Origin of the sequence: Chryseomicrobium imtechense (genome assembly GCF_041475995.1) — a bacterium.
Classification (GTDB): Bacteria; Bacillota; Bacilli; order Bacillales_A; family Planococcaceae; genus Chryseomicrobium; species Chryseomicrobium aureum.
On record NZ_JBGOBM010000001.1, the window covers coordinates 309,955 to 326,700 of the forward strand.

Annotated in this window: 14 protein-coding genes; 6 read left to right on the forward strand and 8 right to left on the reverse strand. The window is 39.4% G+C overall.

Annotated elements, in window-relative coordinates; translation table 11 throughout:
- Positions 1–13 precede the first annotated feature (13 nt).
- A complete protein-coding gene (locus AB5N96_RS01600) occupies positions 14–622 on the forward strand; it encodes a CPBP family glutamic-type intramembrane protease (protein ID WP_239584741.1) in 609 nt (202 codons plus the stop codon).
- Positions 623–669: 47 nt separating this feature from the next.
- Positions 670–1,296: a hypothetical protein gene (locus AB5N96_RS01605; RefSeq protein WP_392456078.1), complete on the forward strand. Its 627-nt coding sequence runs from the start codon at positions 670–672 to the stop codon at positions 1,294–1,296.
- A gap of 40 nt (positions 1,297–1,336) precedes the next feature.
- Here the strand turns inward: AB5N96_RS01605 and AB5N96_RS01610 are convergent, their stop codons facing one another.
- Both AB5N96_RS01610 and AB5N96_RS01615 read right to left on the reverse strand, forming a co-directional pair.
- A complete protein-coding gene (locus tag AB5N96_RS01610; RefSeq protein ID WP_392456076.1) occupies positions 1,337–1,786 on the reverse strand; it encodes a MarR family winged helix-turn-helix transcriptional regulator in 450 nt (149 codons plus the stop codon).
- Between the two features lie 67 nt (positions 1,787–1,853).
- Entirely contained in the window at positions 1,854–2,057 is a 204-nt protein-coding gene (locus AB5N96_RS01615) for an ATP-binding protein (RefSeq protein ID WP_204588906.1), read from the reverse strand.
- A 97-nt stretch (positions 2,058–2,154) separates the two neighbouring features.
- Here AB5N96_RS01615 and AB5N96_RS01620 point away from each other — a divergent pair, with 97 nt between their 5' ends.
- The gene (locus AB5N96_RS01620; RefSeq protein WP_392456075.1) at positions 2,155–3,867 is read left to right on the forward strand and encodes a B12-binding domain-containing radical SAM protein; all 1,713 of its coding nucleotides are present in this window, start codon (positions 2,155–2,157) and stop codon (positions 3,865–3,867) included.
- 19 nt (positions 3,868–3,886) lie between these two features.
- Here AB5N96_RS01620 and AB5N96_RS01625 read toward each other — a convergent pair whose 3' ends face one another.
- From AB5N96_RS01625 to AB5N96_RS01645, 5 genes are all read right to left on the reverse strand, one after another.
- Positions 3,887–5,245: a TrkH family potassium uptake protein gene (locus tag AB5N96_RS01625; protein WP_499704473.1), complete on the reverse strand. Its 1,359-nt coding sequence runs from the start codon at positions 5,243–5,245 to the stop codon at positions 3,887–3,889.
- Positions 5,246–5,310: 65 nt separating this feature from the next.
- A complete protein-coding gene (locus AB5N96_RS01630) occupies positions 5,311–6,072 on the reverse strand; it encodes a TerC family protein (protein ID WP_499704474.1) in 762 nt (253 codons plus the stop codon).
- A 223-nt stretch (positions 6,073–6,295) separates the two neighbouring features.
- Positions 6,296–9,358, reverse strand: a complete 3,063-nt coding sequence (locus AB5N96_RS01635; RefSeq protein ID WP_204588902.1) for an efflux RND transporter permease subunit — start codon at positions 9,356–9,358, stop codon at positions 6,296–6,298.
- Positions 9,359–9,478: 120 nt separating this feature from the next.
- Positions 9,479–11,047, reverse strand: coding sequence for a peptide chain release factor 3 (locus tag AB5N96_RS01640; RefSeq protein ID WP_204588901.1), 1,569 nt, complete (start codon positions 11,045–11,047; stop codon positions 9,479–9,481).
- 60 nt (positions 11,048–11,107) lie between these two features.
- Positions 11,108–12,133 carry a M42 family metallopeptidase gene (locus tag AB5N96_RS01645; protein WP_499704475.1) on the reverse strand — a complete coding sequence of 342 codons (1,026 nt, stop codon included), beginning with the start codon at positions 12,131–12,133 and terminating at the stop codon, positions 11,108–11,110.
- 112 nt (positions 12,134–12,245) lie between these two features.
- On the opposite strand from AB5N96_RS01645, the gene AB5N96_RS01650 reads away from it, so the two are divergent.
- Positions 12,246–13,838: a PAS domain S-box protein gene (locus tag AB5N96_RS01650; protein ID WP_204588899.1), complete on the forward strand. Its 1,593-nt coding sequence runs from the start codon at positions 12,246–12,248 to the stop codon at positions 13,836–13,838.
- 28 nt (positions 13,839–13,866) lie between these two features.
- Here the strand turns inward: AB5N96_RS01650 and AB5N96_RS01655 are convergent, their stop codons facing one another.
- Positions 13,867–15,255, reverse strand: coding sequence for an aldehyde dehydrogenase (locus tag AB5N96_RS01655; RefSeq protein ID WP_499704476.1), 1,389 nt, complete (start codon positions 15,253–15,255; stop codon positions 13,867–13,869).
- Positions 15,256–15,454: 199 nt separating this feature from the next.
- Between AB5N96_RS01655 and AB5N96_RS01660 the strand changes: the two genes are divergently transcribed.
- Both AB5N96_RS01660 and AB5N96_RS01665 read left to right on the forward strand, forming a co-directional pair.
- Positions 15,455–15,604, forward strand: coding sequence for a hypothetical protein (locus AB5N96_RS01660; protein ID WP_204588897.1), 150 nt, complete (start codon positions 15,455–15,457; stop codon positions 15,602–15,604).
- Positions 15,605–15,653: 49 nt separating this feature from the next.
- Entirely contained in the window at positions 15,654–16,343 is a 690-nt protein-coding gene (locus AB5N96_RS01665; RefSeq protein WP_204588896.1) for a thermonuclease family protein, read from the forward strand.
- Positions 16,344–16,746 lie beyond the last annotated feature (403 nt).

A 16,746-nucleotide genomic window follows, 5' to 3' on the forward strand; every position in this document is an offset into this window, starting at 1 on the left:
AAGGAGAATACAGTTGCAATCACTACAATTTTATAAGGTTTTCATAATTCTTGCCATAGCCTATAGCTTATTTTATTTTACATTTCAAAATGCCTCAACATTTTGGTACTTTTATTCGTTTACCATTCTATTTTTGATGGGTGTTTCACTACTATACGCTAAAATTGAAGATGAAGTACAGACGCTTGAGTATCTTTTGTTAGGTGTTGGGTATGGAACACTTACTTATTTGTTTTTTGTAGCAAGCTATTGGCTACTAGATGTTTCTCCGTTCACATCCGTGAGTGAGATTCATCGATTTTTAGATCGCTATGGACCCACGAACATCTGGCATTTCATCTTACTATTTTTTATTATCGCTCCAGCAGAAGAATTCTTTTGGAGAGGATTCGTCCAACAGTATTTAAAGAAGTACCTTCCTACGTTTTATGCTGTGCTTGCAGCAGCCTTTTTATTTGCCGGAGCACTAGTAGTGGGAGGCTTTATTTATGGTGCTATAGCAGGACTAGTTGTAGGTATACTCTGGGGGTTCCTCTACGAATGGAAGAAAAGTATGCCTTTATTAATTGTAACGCATAGTACAGCCCTCGTTTTATTGTTTCTCATATTACCAATTCAATGAAACATTTAATTAAAAGGCTCGTCTACTAAAGTAAAGGAGTGATGAAAATGAAGGGAATTAAGGTTTTCGCCATTACACTCGCACTTATTCTATTATTAGCTGCATGTGGAACTTCTGAGGAAACATCTTCTACTGAAACAGAACAAGAAACAGAAGAAGCAACATCTGGCTCTGAGGAAACTTCAACGGATTCTGAAGAAGGATCTACTGAAGAAGAGGAAGCAACGGAAGATGAAGGTACGGAAGAAGTGACAATTGGTGAGCGAGTCAGTAGTGATAATCAACCATTCTCTATCGAAGTAATGGAAGGGTACACATTGACTGCTGAAGAGCCGAATCGTGATGTACTATTCTTTGATGAGAATGATTCCGTGTTTATGCGGATTGAAACATTTGCGAAAGAAGAAGCTGACCGAACAGCACTTGTTGACACACTAAAGCAAACTGTCCAAGCTTCCGATAGTACTGCCACTTTAATGGAGATTTCTACTCCTGCGAAGCTCCCAAATGTCGATATGCCTATTGGATATGAAATAGCGGTAGAAAATGGGAAGGTGACGGGTTATGTGTTTGAGACAGAAGCACATATGGTTCGTGTTATCATTTATGATGTAAGTGATGTTATGAAGACCGGTGATTATCTCGAAATGCTCTCAACACTTCAATCAAACTAAAAGAAAAGCACCCTCCGGTTTAAAACCGGTTGGGTGCATTTTATTCTGAAAGATTTTTTATGGAAAGTCCTAGCTTTCTCAATAATGTTGTTAATGTTTGCTTTTCTTCAGAGGTTAAAACATTTAGCAACTCAACAAGTTGAATCTCGTGTTTAGGGAATAGCTCTTCCATAAAGGCTCTTCCTTGTGGTGAAATTTCAGCGTATGTTACACGACGATCTTCCTCACTCGCAATTCGATTAATGAGTCCTCTACGCTCCAACTTATCCACTACATACGTAATCGATCCACTCGCTAACAATATCTTACTTCCAATTTTTTGTAATGCTTGTCTCCCCTTGTGATACAGCAGCTCCAACACTGCAAATTCTGTTGGATTCAGACCATTATCTTGAAAAAATTGATTTGTAGATTCATGAAGTACTTTGTGAGATCTAGAAAGTACAATAAATAACTTGAGAGCTTCTAAACGCTCATTTTCAGATACCATAATTTGTCCCACCCATCTCCATTTACGCTGAGTACAATTATAGAGGGTAAGGAATAAGATGTCAAAATCAGTTCTTTACTACACTAGGAAAATAGAAATAAAAACTTGCGCCTCCAGCTAAGTTGTTGGCTACTTCGATTCTCCCCTTCATTTCTTCCATTACGCGTGCAGCATGGGCAAGCCCCAAACCTGTACCACTCTTCTTAGTCGTGAAGAATGGATGGAAGTATTGCTGTAAGTTCTCTAAATCTATCCCAGTTCCCTGGGTCATGAATACTTATCTCTGCGTCTGAATGCGCATAGTATTATTTTCCTATATTGTCGACAGGGTCTGCCTGATAGAATAATAAGGATGAAAGGAAGATTCCATGAACATATTATTAACGACATTAAATGCAAAATATATTCATACAAACTTAGCCATTCGACACCTTAAGGCTTATTCTGAAGATGAGTTTTCGATTCAGTTAAAAGAATTTACTATCAAGGACCCTACACTCGCTATTGTAAGTGAGATTCATCAATACAAGCCTGATGTTCTCGGATTTAGTTGCTATATTTGGAATATCGAAGAAACGCTAAAAGTTGTGGCTATGTATAAGTTGATTTCTCCGCAGACTACAATCATATTGGGTGGTCCTGAAGTCTCCTATGACACAAATCATTGGCTAAAAAATCATCCTGAAGTAGATTACATTGTAGTTGGAGAAGGAGAAGAGACATTTAAACAATTTCTCCAGTATCAGTCGGGTACTCGCGAACTTGAAGAAGTTGCAGGCATTGCCTATATGGTGGATGGCAGATTTAAGATGCACGCTCTACCTGCTAAATTAGATCTTCGTACTTCCCCATCTCCTTACCGTGACCCAGCCGATATTGCAGAGTTAGGCAAACGTGTGACTTATATCGAGACTAGCCGTGGATGTCCATTTTCATGTCAATTCTGCCTATCATCCATTGAAGTAGGCGTTCGTTACTTTGCACGTGAGCATGTCAAAGAGGATATCCGCTACTTGATGAAAAATGGCGCTAAAGTAATTAAATTTGTCGACCGGACTTTTAACATCTCTCGAAGCTATGCTATGGAGATGTTCGAGTTCCTCATTACAGAACATCAACCAGGTGTAGTGTTCCAGTTTGAGATTACAGCAGACATTATGCGTCCCGAAGTAATTCAATATTTGAATGATCATGCACCTAAGGGTTTATTCCGTTTTGAAATCGGCGTGCAATCAACAAATGATCACACGAATGATTTGGTGAAACGTCGTCAAAATTTCGAAAAGTTAACGCGTACTGTAACGATGGTTCGAGATGGTGGCAAAATTGATCAACACCTTGATTTAATCGCTGGTCTGCCGGAAGAAGACTACAATTCTTTCCGTAAAACGTTTAATGATGTGTTTGCACTTCGTCCAGAAGAATTACAATTAGGGTTTCTGAAATTATTGCGAGGAACCGGATTACGAATTGATGCTGAAAAATATGGCTATCAGTATGTAGATCAGGCGCCTTACGAAATTGTAGGGAATTCTGTATTATCCTTTGATGAAATTATAAAAATTAAACAAGTAGAAGATATTTTAGAAAAGTATTGGAATAGTCAAAAGTTCCAGCGAACAATCGAGTATCTTGTAACGCATAGTTTTGAATCTCCATTTGATTTCTTCCAAAAATTTGGCGGATATTGGGAAGGTCATAATTGGTCTAGAATTGGTCATCAGTTCGATGACTTGTTTACTCGGTTGCAAAGCTTTCTACTATCAGAAAATCTATGGGACGATGCGATTTTGTCTGAAATGAAATTCGACTATCTCGCCCATCAAAAGTTTATTCCTCGCAGCGTTTGGTGGAACGAGACAATCAATCAGCAACAACGTTCAGAATTGTTACATGAGGTTTTACGAAGTCGGGAAAACTATGATTACCTCGTCACCAATCAGATATTCGAGCGTGAACTTTTCAAAAAAGCGTTTGTTACAGAAATGATGACAAATGATGGGATAGCTCCAATTCTATACTTTTTTGATACACCACATGTACATTTTGAAGCCCGAACAGAAAAAAAACCAGTTTCCTAAAAAGGAATCTGGTTTTTTATTAGCCAATAATTACGCGCTCTTTTGGATAATGGAATTTGGTTGAATTCGATTTACCTCCTAGAGTGAAAAGGAACGAGATAATGCCGACTCGCCCTATAAACATTAGCAACATGATTGTCACTTTTCCTACGGTCGATAACTCATCGGTAACCCCGAGTGACATTCCACACGTTCCAAACGCACTTGTAATTTCAAAGATCAGCGCGGGTATTGGAATAGTTGGTTCTGTAATTGTTAAAAGAATTGTAGCAAAAATCACCATCATTGCCGCAAGCAATATCACTGCATAGGATCGGAAAACATCAATTAAATGAATTTCTCGACCAAAGATTTGAATTTGGTTCTTCCCTCGTGAAAAGTTAATTAAAAATAATAAGGCAATCGCAAATGTTGTTGTTCGTATTCCTCCACCCACAGAGCTAGGAGAAGCTCCGATAAACATTAAGAAAGACATAAAAAAGTTTGTTCCTTGATTGAATAATTCCACATTCATCGTTGTGAGTCCACCTGAACGCGCAGAAACAGAATGAAAGAGTGCACCAAAAACTGCATCATGCCAACTTAAATAGCGGAATGTATTAAAATATTCGATGATAAAAATTCCGATGGCTCCGATTATCAACAATGCACCATATGTAACTGTAGTGATTTTAGTAAAAAGAGAAAAGCGGAACGTCTTATTTTTATTTGATAAAAACTCTTTTACTTCGATTAAAACAGGGAAACCAATGGCGCCTAAAATAATCAAGAGCATATGGATAGTTTGCACAAAGTAATCACTGCGAAAGGCTTGAAGTGAATCTCCATTTATATCAAATCCACCGTTTGTAGTTGCTGAAATAGTAGAAAACACACCATTTAATATGGCAAAACGTGTATCGTCATAAAATTGCATAAAATAAAGCGATAGAATAATAGCTCCAACCAATTGAATGAGAAGAAGAATTTTCACAATTTCTCGAATCAACTTGACGACTCCAGCTAATGTTGGTTGGTTATGGTCAATCATAATTAACTGTCGTTCACGTAATCCGATTTTTTTTCCTGCTAGCAACCAGATAAACGTACCGATTGACATAATGCCAATACCACCAAGCTGAAGGATCATCATAATAATGACGTAACCAAATGAAGTGAAAGTATCTGCAATATTTACTGGAGAAAGGCCTGTCACGCTGACTGCGCTAACTGCTACAAATACTTTGTCAATAAACGATAGACTTGCGTCTACTTCTTTTACTCCCGGTAAAGAGAGCAGTCCTACAGAAATCGCAATCGCTATAAAGTAATAGGAAACAATGATTTGTGCAGGAGTAAAACTTTTAGTATATGGAAAAGGTACTTGTTTCATGCTCATGTCTCCTTTCTCCTAGTATAGAAAACTGATGAAAAAAAAGATAGGAATTCTCCTATCTTTTTCTCTTACGCTTCTACTTTTCGGTTTTGTCGAACACCAAGCAAATAACCACCAACTGCAATCACTACTAGTACAGACCAGAAGATAAGTTTCCATTCTGTCGAGTGTGGGAAGTGATCATCAAGAATTTGAATGTCCGGATGGGACAGTGTAAGAACCAATAGTTTCACTCCTACCCAGCCGACAATCAAGAAAGCAGCAGTTTCAAGGGAAGGAAACTTTGCAAGTAGCTGAACAAACTTATGTGCAGCAAAACGCATAATAATTAATCCGACTACCCCACCGAAGAACATAACAGCAAATTGGCCGCCGTTGATCCCACCAATTACACTATTGCCGACTTCAGGAAGTGTAACAGCAATCGCTACAGCTGCCAGCATCGAATCGATTGCAAAAGCGATATCGGCTAGTTCTACTTTTAATACAGTCATCCAGAATCCTGAGCCTTTTGTTTCAAGTTTATGCGTGTCCGCTAATTCTTCCTTGTGCCTTCTTTGATCCCATATATGTTTTATGGAAATGAAAAGTAAATAAGCTGCTCCAAGTGCTTGCACCTGCCAGATATTCACTAAGAATGTGATTAGGAATAATGCAGCGAATCGGAAAATAAAAGCTCCCATTAATCCATAAAACAAAGCTTTCTTTTGTTGCTCTCGTGGTAAATGCTTTACCATTACGGCCATCACGACTGCGTTATCAGCAGCTAAAAGACCTTCTAACAAGATTAGTACAAGAAGTACCCATCCATATTCTAATAGTATTTCCATCTCGCTCACTCCTTATTTTTTGAAACAAAAAAGACCTATGCCTAATAAAAGGCAAAGGTCTTGCTAAGCAGATGTAATCTACCATTCATAACCGATGGCACAAGCCACGAGATGACGACTATGAAATAGGGTCTCCCCTAAAGCTACTCCCCTTTGACAAAGAGTCAAAGTCTATTTTGTTATGGGAATAGTATAGCATATCCACTTTTTTTGTAAACAAGAATTATACAGGATGGTTAGACTTTCTTCTCGTCTCCGTATCTAAGAAACTATAGATGATTGGGACGATATAAAGTGTAAAGAATGTGCTCGATGCGAGACCTCCGATTACAGCTATTGCCATCGGTTGGTTAATCTCCGTTCCTTCTCCAATACCCAGAGCTAATGGTACAAGACCGAGAATTGTTGTTAATGCGGTCATCAATATTGGACGAATACGATCTTTCGAACTTGAGACAATTGCTTCATAAGAAGGAATGCCTTGCGCTTTTCTTGAGTTAATCGTGTCTACTAATACAATTCCATTATTTACGACTATTCCGACGAGTATTAACACACCAATTACTGCCGGAATGCTAAGTGGTGTTGATGTAACAAATAATCCTATCCCAATACCTATAATGATTAATGGAACAGTAAATAATATGACAAATGGATACTTAAACGATTCGAATTGAGCTGCCATAACCAAGTACACTAAAACAACTGCCAAAATAATCGCCATTATCATGTCTGCTGCTGCATCTTCTAACAACTCACGATCTCCACCAAACGTGACTTCGACAGACTCGGGTAATTCTGCGTCTGCAATAATTTGATCTACACGTGCAGACATATCGCCTAATGTTTGACTAGATGCATACGTTAAATTGACTGTTACAGCGCGTTGTTGATCGACTTGACGAATTGAAACAGGTGAAGACACAGTTGAAATATCTGCTAGTTCATCAAGTGCTACGAATCCACCAGATGGCGCACGCAAATTAAAGTTTGCAAGTTCTCCTGCTGACTCGTACGTATTGTCTGGATACTGAGCAAAGACACTAAACACATCATCTTGCTCGGTGACAATTTGCGTGGCAAATACACCACGAGTTGCATCTGTAACGGTCTGTGCAACTTGCGCAGGTACAAATCCATAATCGAGAGCTTGGTCTCGATCAATTGAAATTACTACTTCATCTACAGTTTCAGATAAATCACTTGAAACTTCCGTCACAAATTCATCCTCTCGGATGTCAGACTCTACTTGTGCTACGGCTGCTTCTAAAGCTTGATTATCCGACGAAGTCATTGTAAACGTTAATGAGTTCGGTGTTGATCCTGCTGCTGTCTGAAGTGCAAATTCTACTTCAGCACGCTCTCCTATTTGTTCCTCTACAACCGGTTGCACTTCATCAACAAAAGCAAAGACAGAGCGATCTCTCTGATCAAGTTCTGTTAATTTCACATAAATCTCGGCTTCATTTTGTGAGCCTGATCCTTGAGATTGACCTTGTTGCGTGCTGCCGATTAAAGAAGTATAGACTTCTACATCCTCTTGCTGTTTAAATAATTCTTCTATCTCAGTGACAACCTCTTCCGTAGCATCCACAGAAGCTCCGTTCGGAAGTTCTACTTGGACGGTCACAAATCCTTCATCTGTAGCAGGTAAGAACTCTGTTCCTACACGGAATAAGCCAAATACAGAGAGAGCAATTAGAATTGTCGTAACTCCTACTAACACAAAACGATTTCGTAGTGCCCATTTAATTGATTTTTCATAATTATTGTATGTGCGCGAGCGTCTTCTTTTTGCTTCTATATTACCTTTAGGTTTTTTCAATAGAAGACTTGCCGCCATTGGAATAATAGTTAATGCGACTACTAAAGATGCAAATAAACTAAAGGATATCGTTAAAGCAAACTCTGTAAACAACTGGCCAATTAGTCCAGACAAGAAAATCACTGGTACGAATACTGCAATAGTTGTTAAAGTAGACGCTGTAATCGCTCCAGCCATCTCCTTTGTACCTTCAAGTGCTGCTTCTTTTCTATCTTTTCCTAGACCCATATGGCGTTCGATATTTTCAATAACGACAATAGAGTTATCCACAAGCATTCCAATTCCTAGTGCGAGTGCTCCGAGTGTCATGATATTCAAAGAGAAGCCGGTAAAGTACATCAATACAAACGTTACGACGACAGAGTACGGAATAGCAGCACCTACTATGATAGGACTCCGTATACCTCTTAAGAAGGCAAACAATACTAACATCGCAAAGACTGCACCAAATAGGAGAGACTGACCGATATTATTAATAGCTAATTTTACATAATCTCCTTGATCAAAAAGTATATTGGCTTGAACATTTTCATACTCTGGTTGACTCAATAGATCATCTAAATTTTCTTGGAAGTTCGTTGAAACACTCGCTGTATTCGCACTGGATTCTTGGAAGACCGATACTAAAATCGCTGGCTCGTCATTCGCTCGAGTGATTGTTGATTGATTTCGCTCACCAATTCGGACGTCCGCTACATCATCGACTGTAATTGATTCACCATCTAGTGGATTCACAGTAATCGCTAGAGCAGCCACATCTTCAGCAGAAGTCACACTTGAAACAACGCGTGTCGTTAAACTTTGGTTATCTTCTGTTTGAATGGGTTCCCCTGGTAACGAGACATTGGATACTTGAATCGCTTGTACAACGTCTTGCAAAGTCAGCCCTTGTTCTTCTAATAGAGCAGGATCTGTATCAATTAAGATATCTTCCACTACAGTCCCTGAAATACTTACACTTGCAACTCCTTCCGTTCGTAAAAGTTGCTGTTCGATTTCATCTGCAAGGTCTGCAATATTTTCTTCTCCTGTCGAATTGATGGCAAGTTGAATGACAGGAAATTGTGCTGGATCAAACTTTAAAAAACGTGGTTGCTGTGCACCTTCAGGTAAAGGGACTAAATCAATCCGTTGTAATATATCGAGTTGCACATCGTCAATATTTGTAGACCAGTCAAACTGAAGCAGGATAAAGTTTGCACCTTCTTGTGAGGTGCTACTTACCGTTTCAATACCTGGAAGCGTACTGAATTGGGATTCAAGCGGTCTTGTTAATTTTTCATTCACCTCAATAGGTGAAGCACCTGAATAATTTGTAACGACTACACCGATTGGTGGATTAAGGTTTGGGATTAACGTGACGGGTATGCGTGTTAAAGACACACCTCCCAGTATGAGAATGACCAGCATCGTTACCAATGTAAAGACTGGTCTTCGAATTGAAAATTTACTAAGGTTCATAAAACGGACTCCTTCCAAGTGCATTACTTTAATCATAGATTTATTACGGGAAGATTACAAATTGGAGTACTTGAAAGAGAAAAAAAAACGAACAACTTCGTCAAAAGTTGTTCGCATTTCTTATAATAAGTTGTATAACTTTAAATGTTCGTATTTATCTTGGAACCAGCGCATAGCAAAATCATTTTCAAACAAGAATACGTAACGGTCAAAACGATCGCGCACTAACATACTCCGCGGACCTGTCATTGACTCTTTTACTTCTTCTTCATTTTCAATCCACCGGGCTACTTTTGAACCAATTGGTTCCATCCGCACTTCAACATTGTATTCATTCTTCATGCGATGCTCAAATACCTCGAACTGTAGTTGGCCTACCGCTCCAAGAATTACATCTTCCGTATGCAACGTTTTGTAGTACTGGATAGCCCCTTCTTGTACTAACTGAAGAATCCCTTTATGGAAGTGTTTAGATTTCATTACGTTTTTAGCTGTGACTTTCATAAAGAGCTCAGGTGTGAACTGTGGAAGCTTCTCAAATTCAAAAGCTTTCTTCCCACCGACTACGGTGTCCCCAATCTGGTAGTTCCCCACATCATACAAACCGATGATGTCTCCAGCAACTGCTGAATCCACCGTTTCACGGTCATCTGCCAAAAACTGAGTAGACGATGAAACTTTAAAAGATTTTCCAGTTCGAGCTAATGTCACGTTCATGCCACGCGTGAATTCTCCAGATACGATTCGTACGAACGCAATTCGGTCACGGTGTGCAGGATTCATATTGGCTTGAATTTTAAACACAAAACCAGCAAAATCAGTTGAGTCTGGCTCAACAACTTCTCCATCATTTGTTAAACGCGCTTGTGGTTTTGGTGCAAAATCTAGATAGGTCTCTAAAAATGTCTGAACACCAAAGTTTGTTAAAGCACTTCCGAAGAATACCGGTGTAAGTTCTCCTCTTCTAACGCGCTCTTCATCGAAGTCATTTCCGGCCTCAGCTAAAAGCTGAATATCTTCCATTGCTTGCTTATAATAAGAAGTTTCTTTCATTGGATGAGCATTTACGAGCTCTCCCTCTTGATCTACTTCTAAAAAGCGGTCTTGTTCATCCGTTCTGAACTGTTCAATTCGATTGTTGTAGCGGTCGTAAATTCCTAAGAATTCTTTCCCCATCCCGATTGGCCAATTCATTGCATATGAATCAATTTCTAGGACTTCTTCGATTTCCTCCATTAACTCTAATGGTTCTTTTCCCTGTCGATCGAGCTTATTGATAAATGTAAAGATTGGAATTCCACGCATACGACACACTTTAAATAGTTTTAGTGTCTGTGCCTCGATTCCTTTTGCGGCGTCGACAATCATCACTGCGCTATCGACAGCCATCAACGTGCGGTACGTATCTTCCGAGAAATCTTGGTGACCCGGTGTATCCAGTATGTTAATTCGGTTCGAGCGGTAATCGAACTGCATCACGGATGAAGTAACAGAAATCCCACGTTGCTTTTCAATTTCCATCCAGTCGGATGTCGCAAACTTTCCAGTCTTCTTTCCTTTGACTGTACCCGCGTCACGAATCGCTCCACCAAAATAAAGTAGTTTTTCAGTCATCGTCGTTTTTCCAGCATCCGGGTGAGAGATGATGGCAAATGTCCGTCTTCTTTGTATTTCTTCTTTTGTATTCATTGTATATTCTCCTTCATTTTTGCCTATCTAATCATACGTATTTTTGCCGTATATAGCAAGTTACACTAATGGTGAGAGACAATACTTTTCTAGGAGTTGATACGTTGCTGTGATAGATTTTTCATGAGTTCGTTCATACGCATGTGAAGATTCAATACCTGCACCACACAATGCATGCTTCACGTCCACACCTGCAGACACAGCAGCAGAGGCATCAGAAGCATAATAAGGATAGATATCTACTTTATAAGGTATGTCGTTTTCTTTTGCCAAATTAATGAGGTGAGAAGTGAATTCGTAATGATAGGGACCAGAGCCGTCTTTTGCACAGATCGAGACCGTATACTCATCTGAAGATTGACCATCTCCAAGTGCCCCCATGTCTACAGCAAGATATTCCTGTACTTTAGCAGGGATTGACGAGTTACCGCCGTAGCCGATTTCCTCATTTGTAGATATATAAAAATAGGTATCGACCGGTAGCTTTTTGCCTTGTAACGTTTCAGCTAATGTGAGGAGTAATGCAATACTCACTTTATCGTCTAGATGACGTGATTTAATGAATCCAGAGGCTGTCTTCGTGAAGCGTGGTGCAAAACTGACGAAATCGCCTACAGCTATTCCAAGATTTTCAGTATCTTGACGAGAAGTCACGACTTCATCCAGACGCACTTCTATAGTGTCATCCGAACGTTCGGTTTGACCCGATTTTGTATAAACATGAACGGATGATTGATGCATTAAAATCGTTCCAGAATATTCTTTACCGTCCCGAGTTTGAATGGTACATGTTTCGTTTTCAACAGAGTTCCATATAAAGCCACCCACCTTAGTGAGTTTCAAACGTCCATCAGACTTCACTTCTTTCACCATCGCCCCTAAAGTATCTACATGAGCCGTAAGTAGACGCGCCTGTGTTGTATTTTCTCCAGGAAGTTTGATTAATAAGGATCCTTTATTTGTATGTTCAATTTCATAGTCTAATTCCTTCAAATAGGTAGTAACCCATCCCATGATTTTATTTGTATAACCCGTTGGACTTGGAATTGTAACTAATTCTTCAAGTAATACATATACTTTTTTCATGACGTACCCTCCATTCGTTGCTTCTCCAATCATACCAGAACGTATAGTCAACCGATATAATTCCTGCTACACTTCTTGTAGCATCATTCTACTACTCTGAAAGGAGGCTACTATGGATAAACAGCGTCAACTACAGCTTCGCATTCGCTATTTTGCGAGTCTAATTTGTATATTTGTTATCATTCATACGATATTTGCACTTTTTCATTCTCAAATACATTCCATTTATTTTTATATTTATTCTATTATTTACGTTTGTTTTTTAGTCGCACTGATTCGATTAAAGAAATTACCCAACTGGGCCCCGTATTTGTTTATTTTGACACTGAATTGTTACATCATGCTCGAGTATACAACTGAAATGACATATTCTTATGTGATTTTTCTAGCGTATCCGATATTCATCGCGACATTTTTTCAAGTCTTCCCTGTCATTTTCCTTGTTATCGCGGTTACATATGTAGAACTATTTTTTATCTTTACTCAGCTTTCAAGCAATTTCTCCAATCAACTGTCACGGCATGATGTTGAACTGGTATTGTTCTTTTTCTTCATGTTGTTGAGTACAACGATCCTCTATATGTGGGTCGAGAGAAAGATTCTTCAGTCTATCAATTCTCAAAACAGTTTGATGAAAAATCAGCTATTGAGTCAAGATGGCTATTTACGATTATTTTTTGATACTGCAAAAGACGGCATTGCCGTGTTCGACCTTTCAAACCGTTTAATCGACTTGAACCCTGCTTTCGAAGAATTGTATGGCTACTCAAGAGAAGAACTTCTCGGTCGCGAAATCTTTTTTGTGTCACAAGAATCTGAGGCTGCCGCTAGAGAACGGACTGAAAAGATTCGTCAAGGAAATGTCTTTCATTTTGAAACAACAGATATGAGAAAAGATGGCAAAATGATTGACGTCCTGCTCACACTGTCTCCAATTCATGATAAACGCGGCAAAATCATTGCAATGTCTGTAATTTCCAGAGACATTAGTTTTAAAAAAGAGACTGAAAAATTGAAATTGCAAACAGAAAAACTGCAATTAGCTGGTGAAATTGCGGCGGGTGTTGCCCATGAAATTCGGAACCCGATGACAGTTATATCTGGCTTCATTCAAATGATGAATTCAGATAAAAACTCACCCAGTTACCGCTATACGAAATTGATTGAAAGTGAAATCAAGCGGATCGAATACATCGTGAGTGAATTTTTACAACTCTCTAAACCCTCTCCTTCGTTAAATGAACGATTCTTTTTAAGATCTGTATTAAACGATGTAGTAAGTTTATTTGGACCAAACTTAGATTCTTCATCAATCAAACTCCACCATAAGTGGAACGCGCATCACATGTGGTTACGGGGAGATGAATCCCATGTTAAACAAGTATTTATAAATATTATTAAAAATGCTATTGAATCTATTGAAAGTTCTGGTGAGATTCATATTTATAGCTATTCAAAGAATCATGAAGATTATATCGTCGTGATTCGAGATACGGGCACAGGAATGACGGAGGAAGTTTTAGAAAATCTCTACAATCCGTTTTATACGACTAAGGCGGAAGGAACGGGCCTTGGCATGTTAATCAGTGAAAAGATCATGGCAGATGTAAACGGGAAAATTGAAGTGGATTCTGTATTAGGAAAAGGAACGACCTTCTTCCTACACTTCAAAAAAGTATCCCCTCCTGAAAATGAAGAAAGCTAGTCCGAATGAATTTCGGACTAGCTTTTTGTTATTTCAAAACTGAGCGCACTAATTTAACTTTCGATCTGTATGGTGGATACAACAAATTCATAGGAAGTTTCGTGCTCTTTTTGAAAATAGACTTTTGATGTGTAAATTGATCAAAGCTTGCTTTTCCGTGATACGCACCCATTCCAGATGTGCCTACTCCTCCAAATGGAAGACTGACGCTCCCTACATGGGAAATCGTATCGTTGATACAGCCTCCACCAAACGGGAATGCTTCGACAAAATAATCTTGAGCCCGCTCATGCTCACTAAAGAAGTAAGCAGCAAGAGGTTTAGGTAGTTTGCGAATGTCGTAGATGGCTCTGCTTAAATCTGAATACGTCAAAATTGGCAGTAATGGACCAAACAACTCATCTTCCATCAACGCGTGTTCAAAACTGTCCACTTCAAACAATGAAGGCTCGATATAAAGATCTTCTCGATCTGTAGCTCCTCCCTGAATCAAATCTTCACGAGATTTTTCTAGTAATGCTTCTAAACGATCAAACTGTTTTGTATTGACGATCCGACTGAAGTCTTGACTAGTTTGTACATTGTCTCCATAGAAAGTGGCAATCGTCTCTTTCACTTTTTGAATGAACGCCTCTTTCACATTCTCATGAATGACCAGATAATCCGGTGCCACACAGGTCTGACCTGAATTCATGAACTTACCCCACACTATGCGCTTAGCTGCAACATCAAGATTAGCAGTATGGTCTACAATTGCAGGTGATTTTCCACCTAGCTCAAGAACTACAGGCGTCAATCTCTCAGCTGCTGCTTTCATAACCACTTTTCCTACTTGCACACTTCCCGTGAAAAAGATTAAATCAAAGGGAGCATGAATCAAAACGGAAGTTTCCTCTTTTTCACCTTCAACTACACGAATATAATCCGGTGAAAACGTGTCTTCTATTAATAGTTTAACCACTTCTGCAACATGAGGAGTGGCTTCGGAAGGCTTCACAATCGCAGTGTTCCCCCCAACAATAGCACCAATCAAAGGCTCCATGACAAGTTGGAACGGATAGTTAAACGGGGCGATGATTAAGCAACTTCCATATGGTTCACGTACGGTATAACTTTTCGCAGGCTGTAACACTGTTGGTGTTTTAACCGCTTGAGGCTTTACCCATTCTGCTAAGTTTTTCTTCATATACGAAATAGATTCATATATAATACCGATTTCTGTTATGTATGCCTCAAACTCTCCCTTTCGTAAATCTTTATAGAGCGCTTCTACTATGGAAGATTCAAATTTCTTAATAGCACTTTTTAATAAATCAAGCTGTTCTAATCGAAATTCTACTGGTTTCGTCTCACCTTTGTATACTTTGAATTGCTGTTCTTTGATCCACTGGCTCACTTGTTGTTCTGTGAAATTCATCGTATTCCTCCCGTCTTGGTCTTATTTTTAGTATACGAGTAATTTTCATTGCATACAATGAATCAACATTCACTCCTAAGTCTTTGGACTTATTTTTAAGCATTCAGCGTTTAATTTGTAACTTTTAGGGGTAATTTTCAGACAACTACATATACCAATAACAAGATATAAAATAGATGTATGAATAGGAGGAAATACGATGAACGAAACGAGAAACTGGTGGGAAGAAGTATTTACAGGTCCTATTTCACTTGGACTAAATAAAGATCGCATGTTAGAACTTGAAGAAGAGCAATTTATCTACTTTTCGCAACTAGACGAATCAGATGATTTACAAAGACACTCCTAAGGGTGTCTTTTTGTTTTAATCGTATGGTATTCTTGAGCAGGTGATAACTATGAAACTAATTTGGAAATATGGCTTTTTGCTCTTAGTGACCCTATTTGTTAGTGGGTGCACATTTTTTGATGAGCCAGTCGAACAATCCTCAGCGGAACTGGTAGAGGTCGTCGATGGAGATACGATTCGCATTATATGGAATGGTAAAGAAGAAACGGTACGTTATTTGTTAGTGGATACCCCTGAAACCAATCATCCTCGATTGGGAAAACAGCCTTTTGGTGAAGAAGCAAAGTTGCTCAATGCGGAACTCTTAGAGGGAAAAGAGCTGACTATAGAGCTAGATATTGGGAATCAATACGATGATTATGGGCGGCTGCTCGCCTATGTGTATGCAGATGGCGAGCGCGTACAAGATGCCTTAATTGCTGCCGGACTAGCACGTGTAGCCTATGTCTACCCGCCAAGCACTCGACACTTAGATGCACTTGAAGCAGAGCAACAAGAAGCTAGAGAACAAGGCATTGGTATTTGGGAGTACGATTATTATGTAACGGATCGTGGTTTTGATGCAGCAAGTTATGACCAGCAAGGTTCAGAATGCATGATTAAAGGAAACATTAATCGTCAAGGTGAAAAAATCTATCATGTGCCTGATGGACGATTTTATTCACAGACGAATCCTGAAGAATGGTTTTGTTCTGAGCAAGAAGCCCGAGATGCTGGTTTCCGAAAATCTCAACAATAAACTAGCGGATTACATCCAAAAAAGGAGTTTCTCGAATTTTGAGAAACTCCTTTTATCTAGGTTTACTATAGAGTTGCGCTCTCCATATCTAAAAGTAAAGTTGAGAGGAATGAAGGGGTTGACTCCAGTGGGATTCCAGTCTGTCGTGAGATCCCGCAGGAGCCCGCGACGAGGAAGCTCTCGCAGCGCCCACGGAAAGCAGCCCCGTAGTGGAGCTCAACGTCTCACTTTACACTATTTCTGAACAGTCGGCTCCACATCTTAAAGTAAAGTTGAGTGGAATGGAGGGGTTGACTCCAGTGGGATTCCAGTCTGTCGTGAGATCCCGCAGGAGCCCGCGACGAGGAAGCTCTCGCAGCGCCCACGGAAAGCAGCCCCGTAGTGGAGCTCAACGTCTCACTTT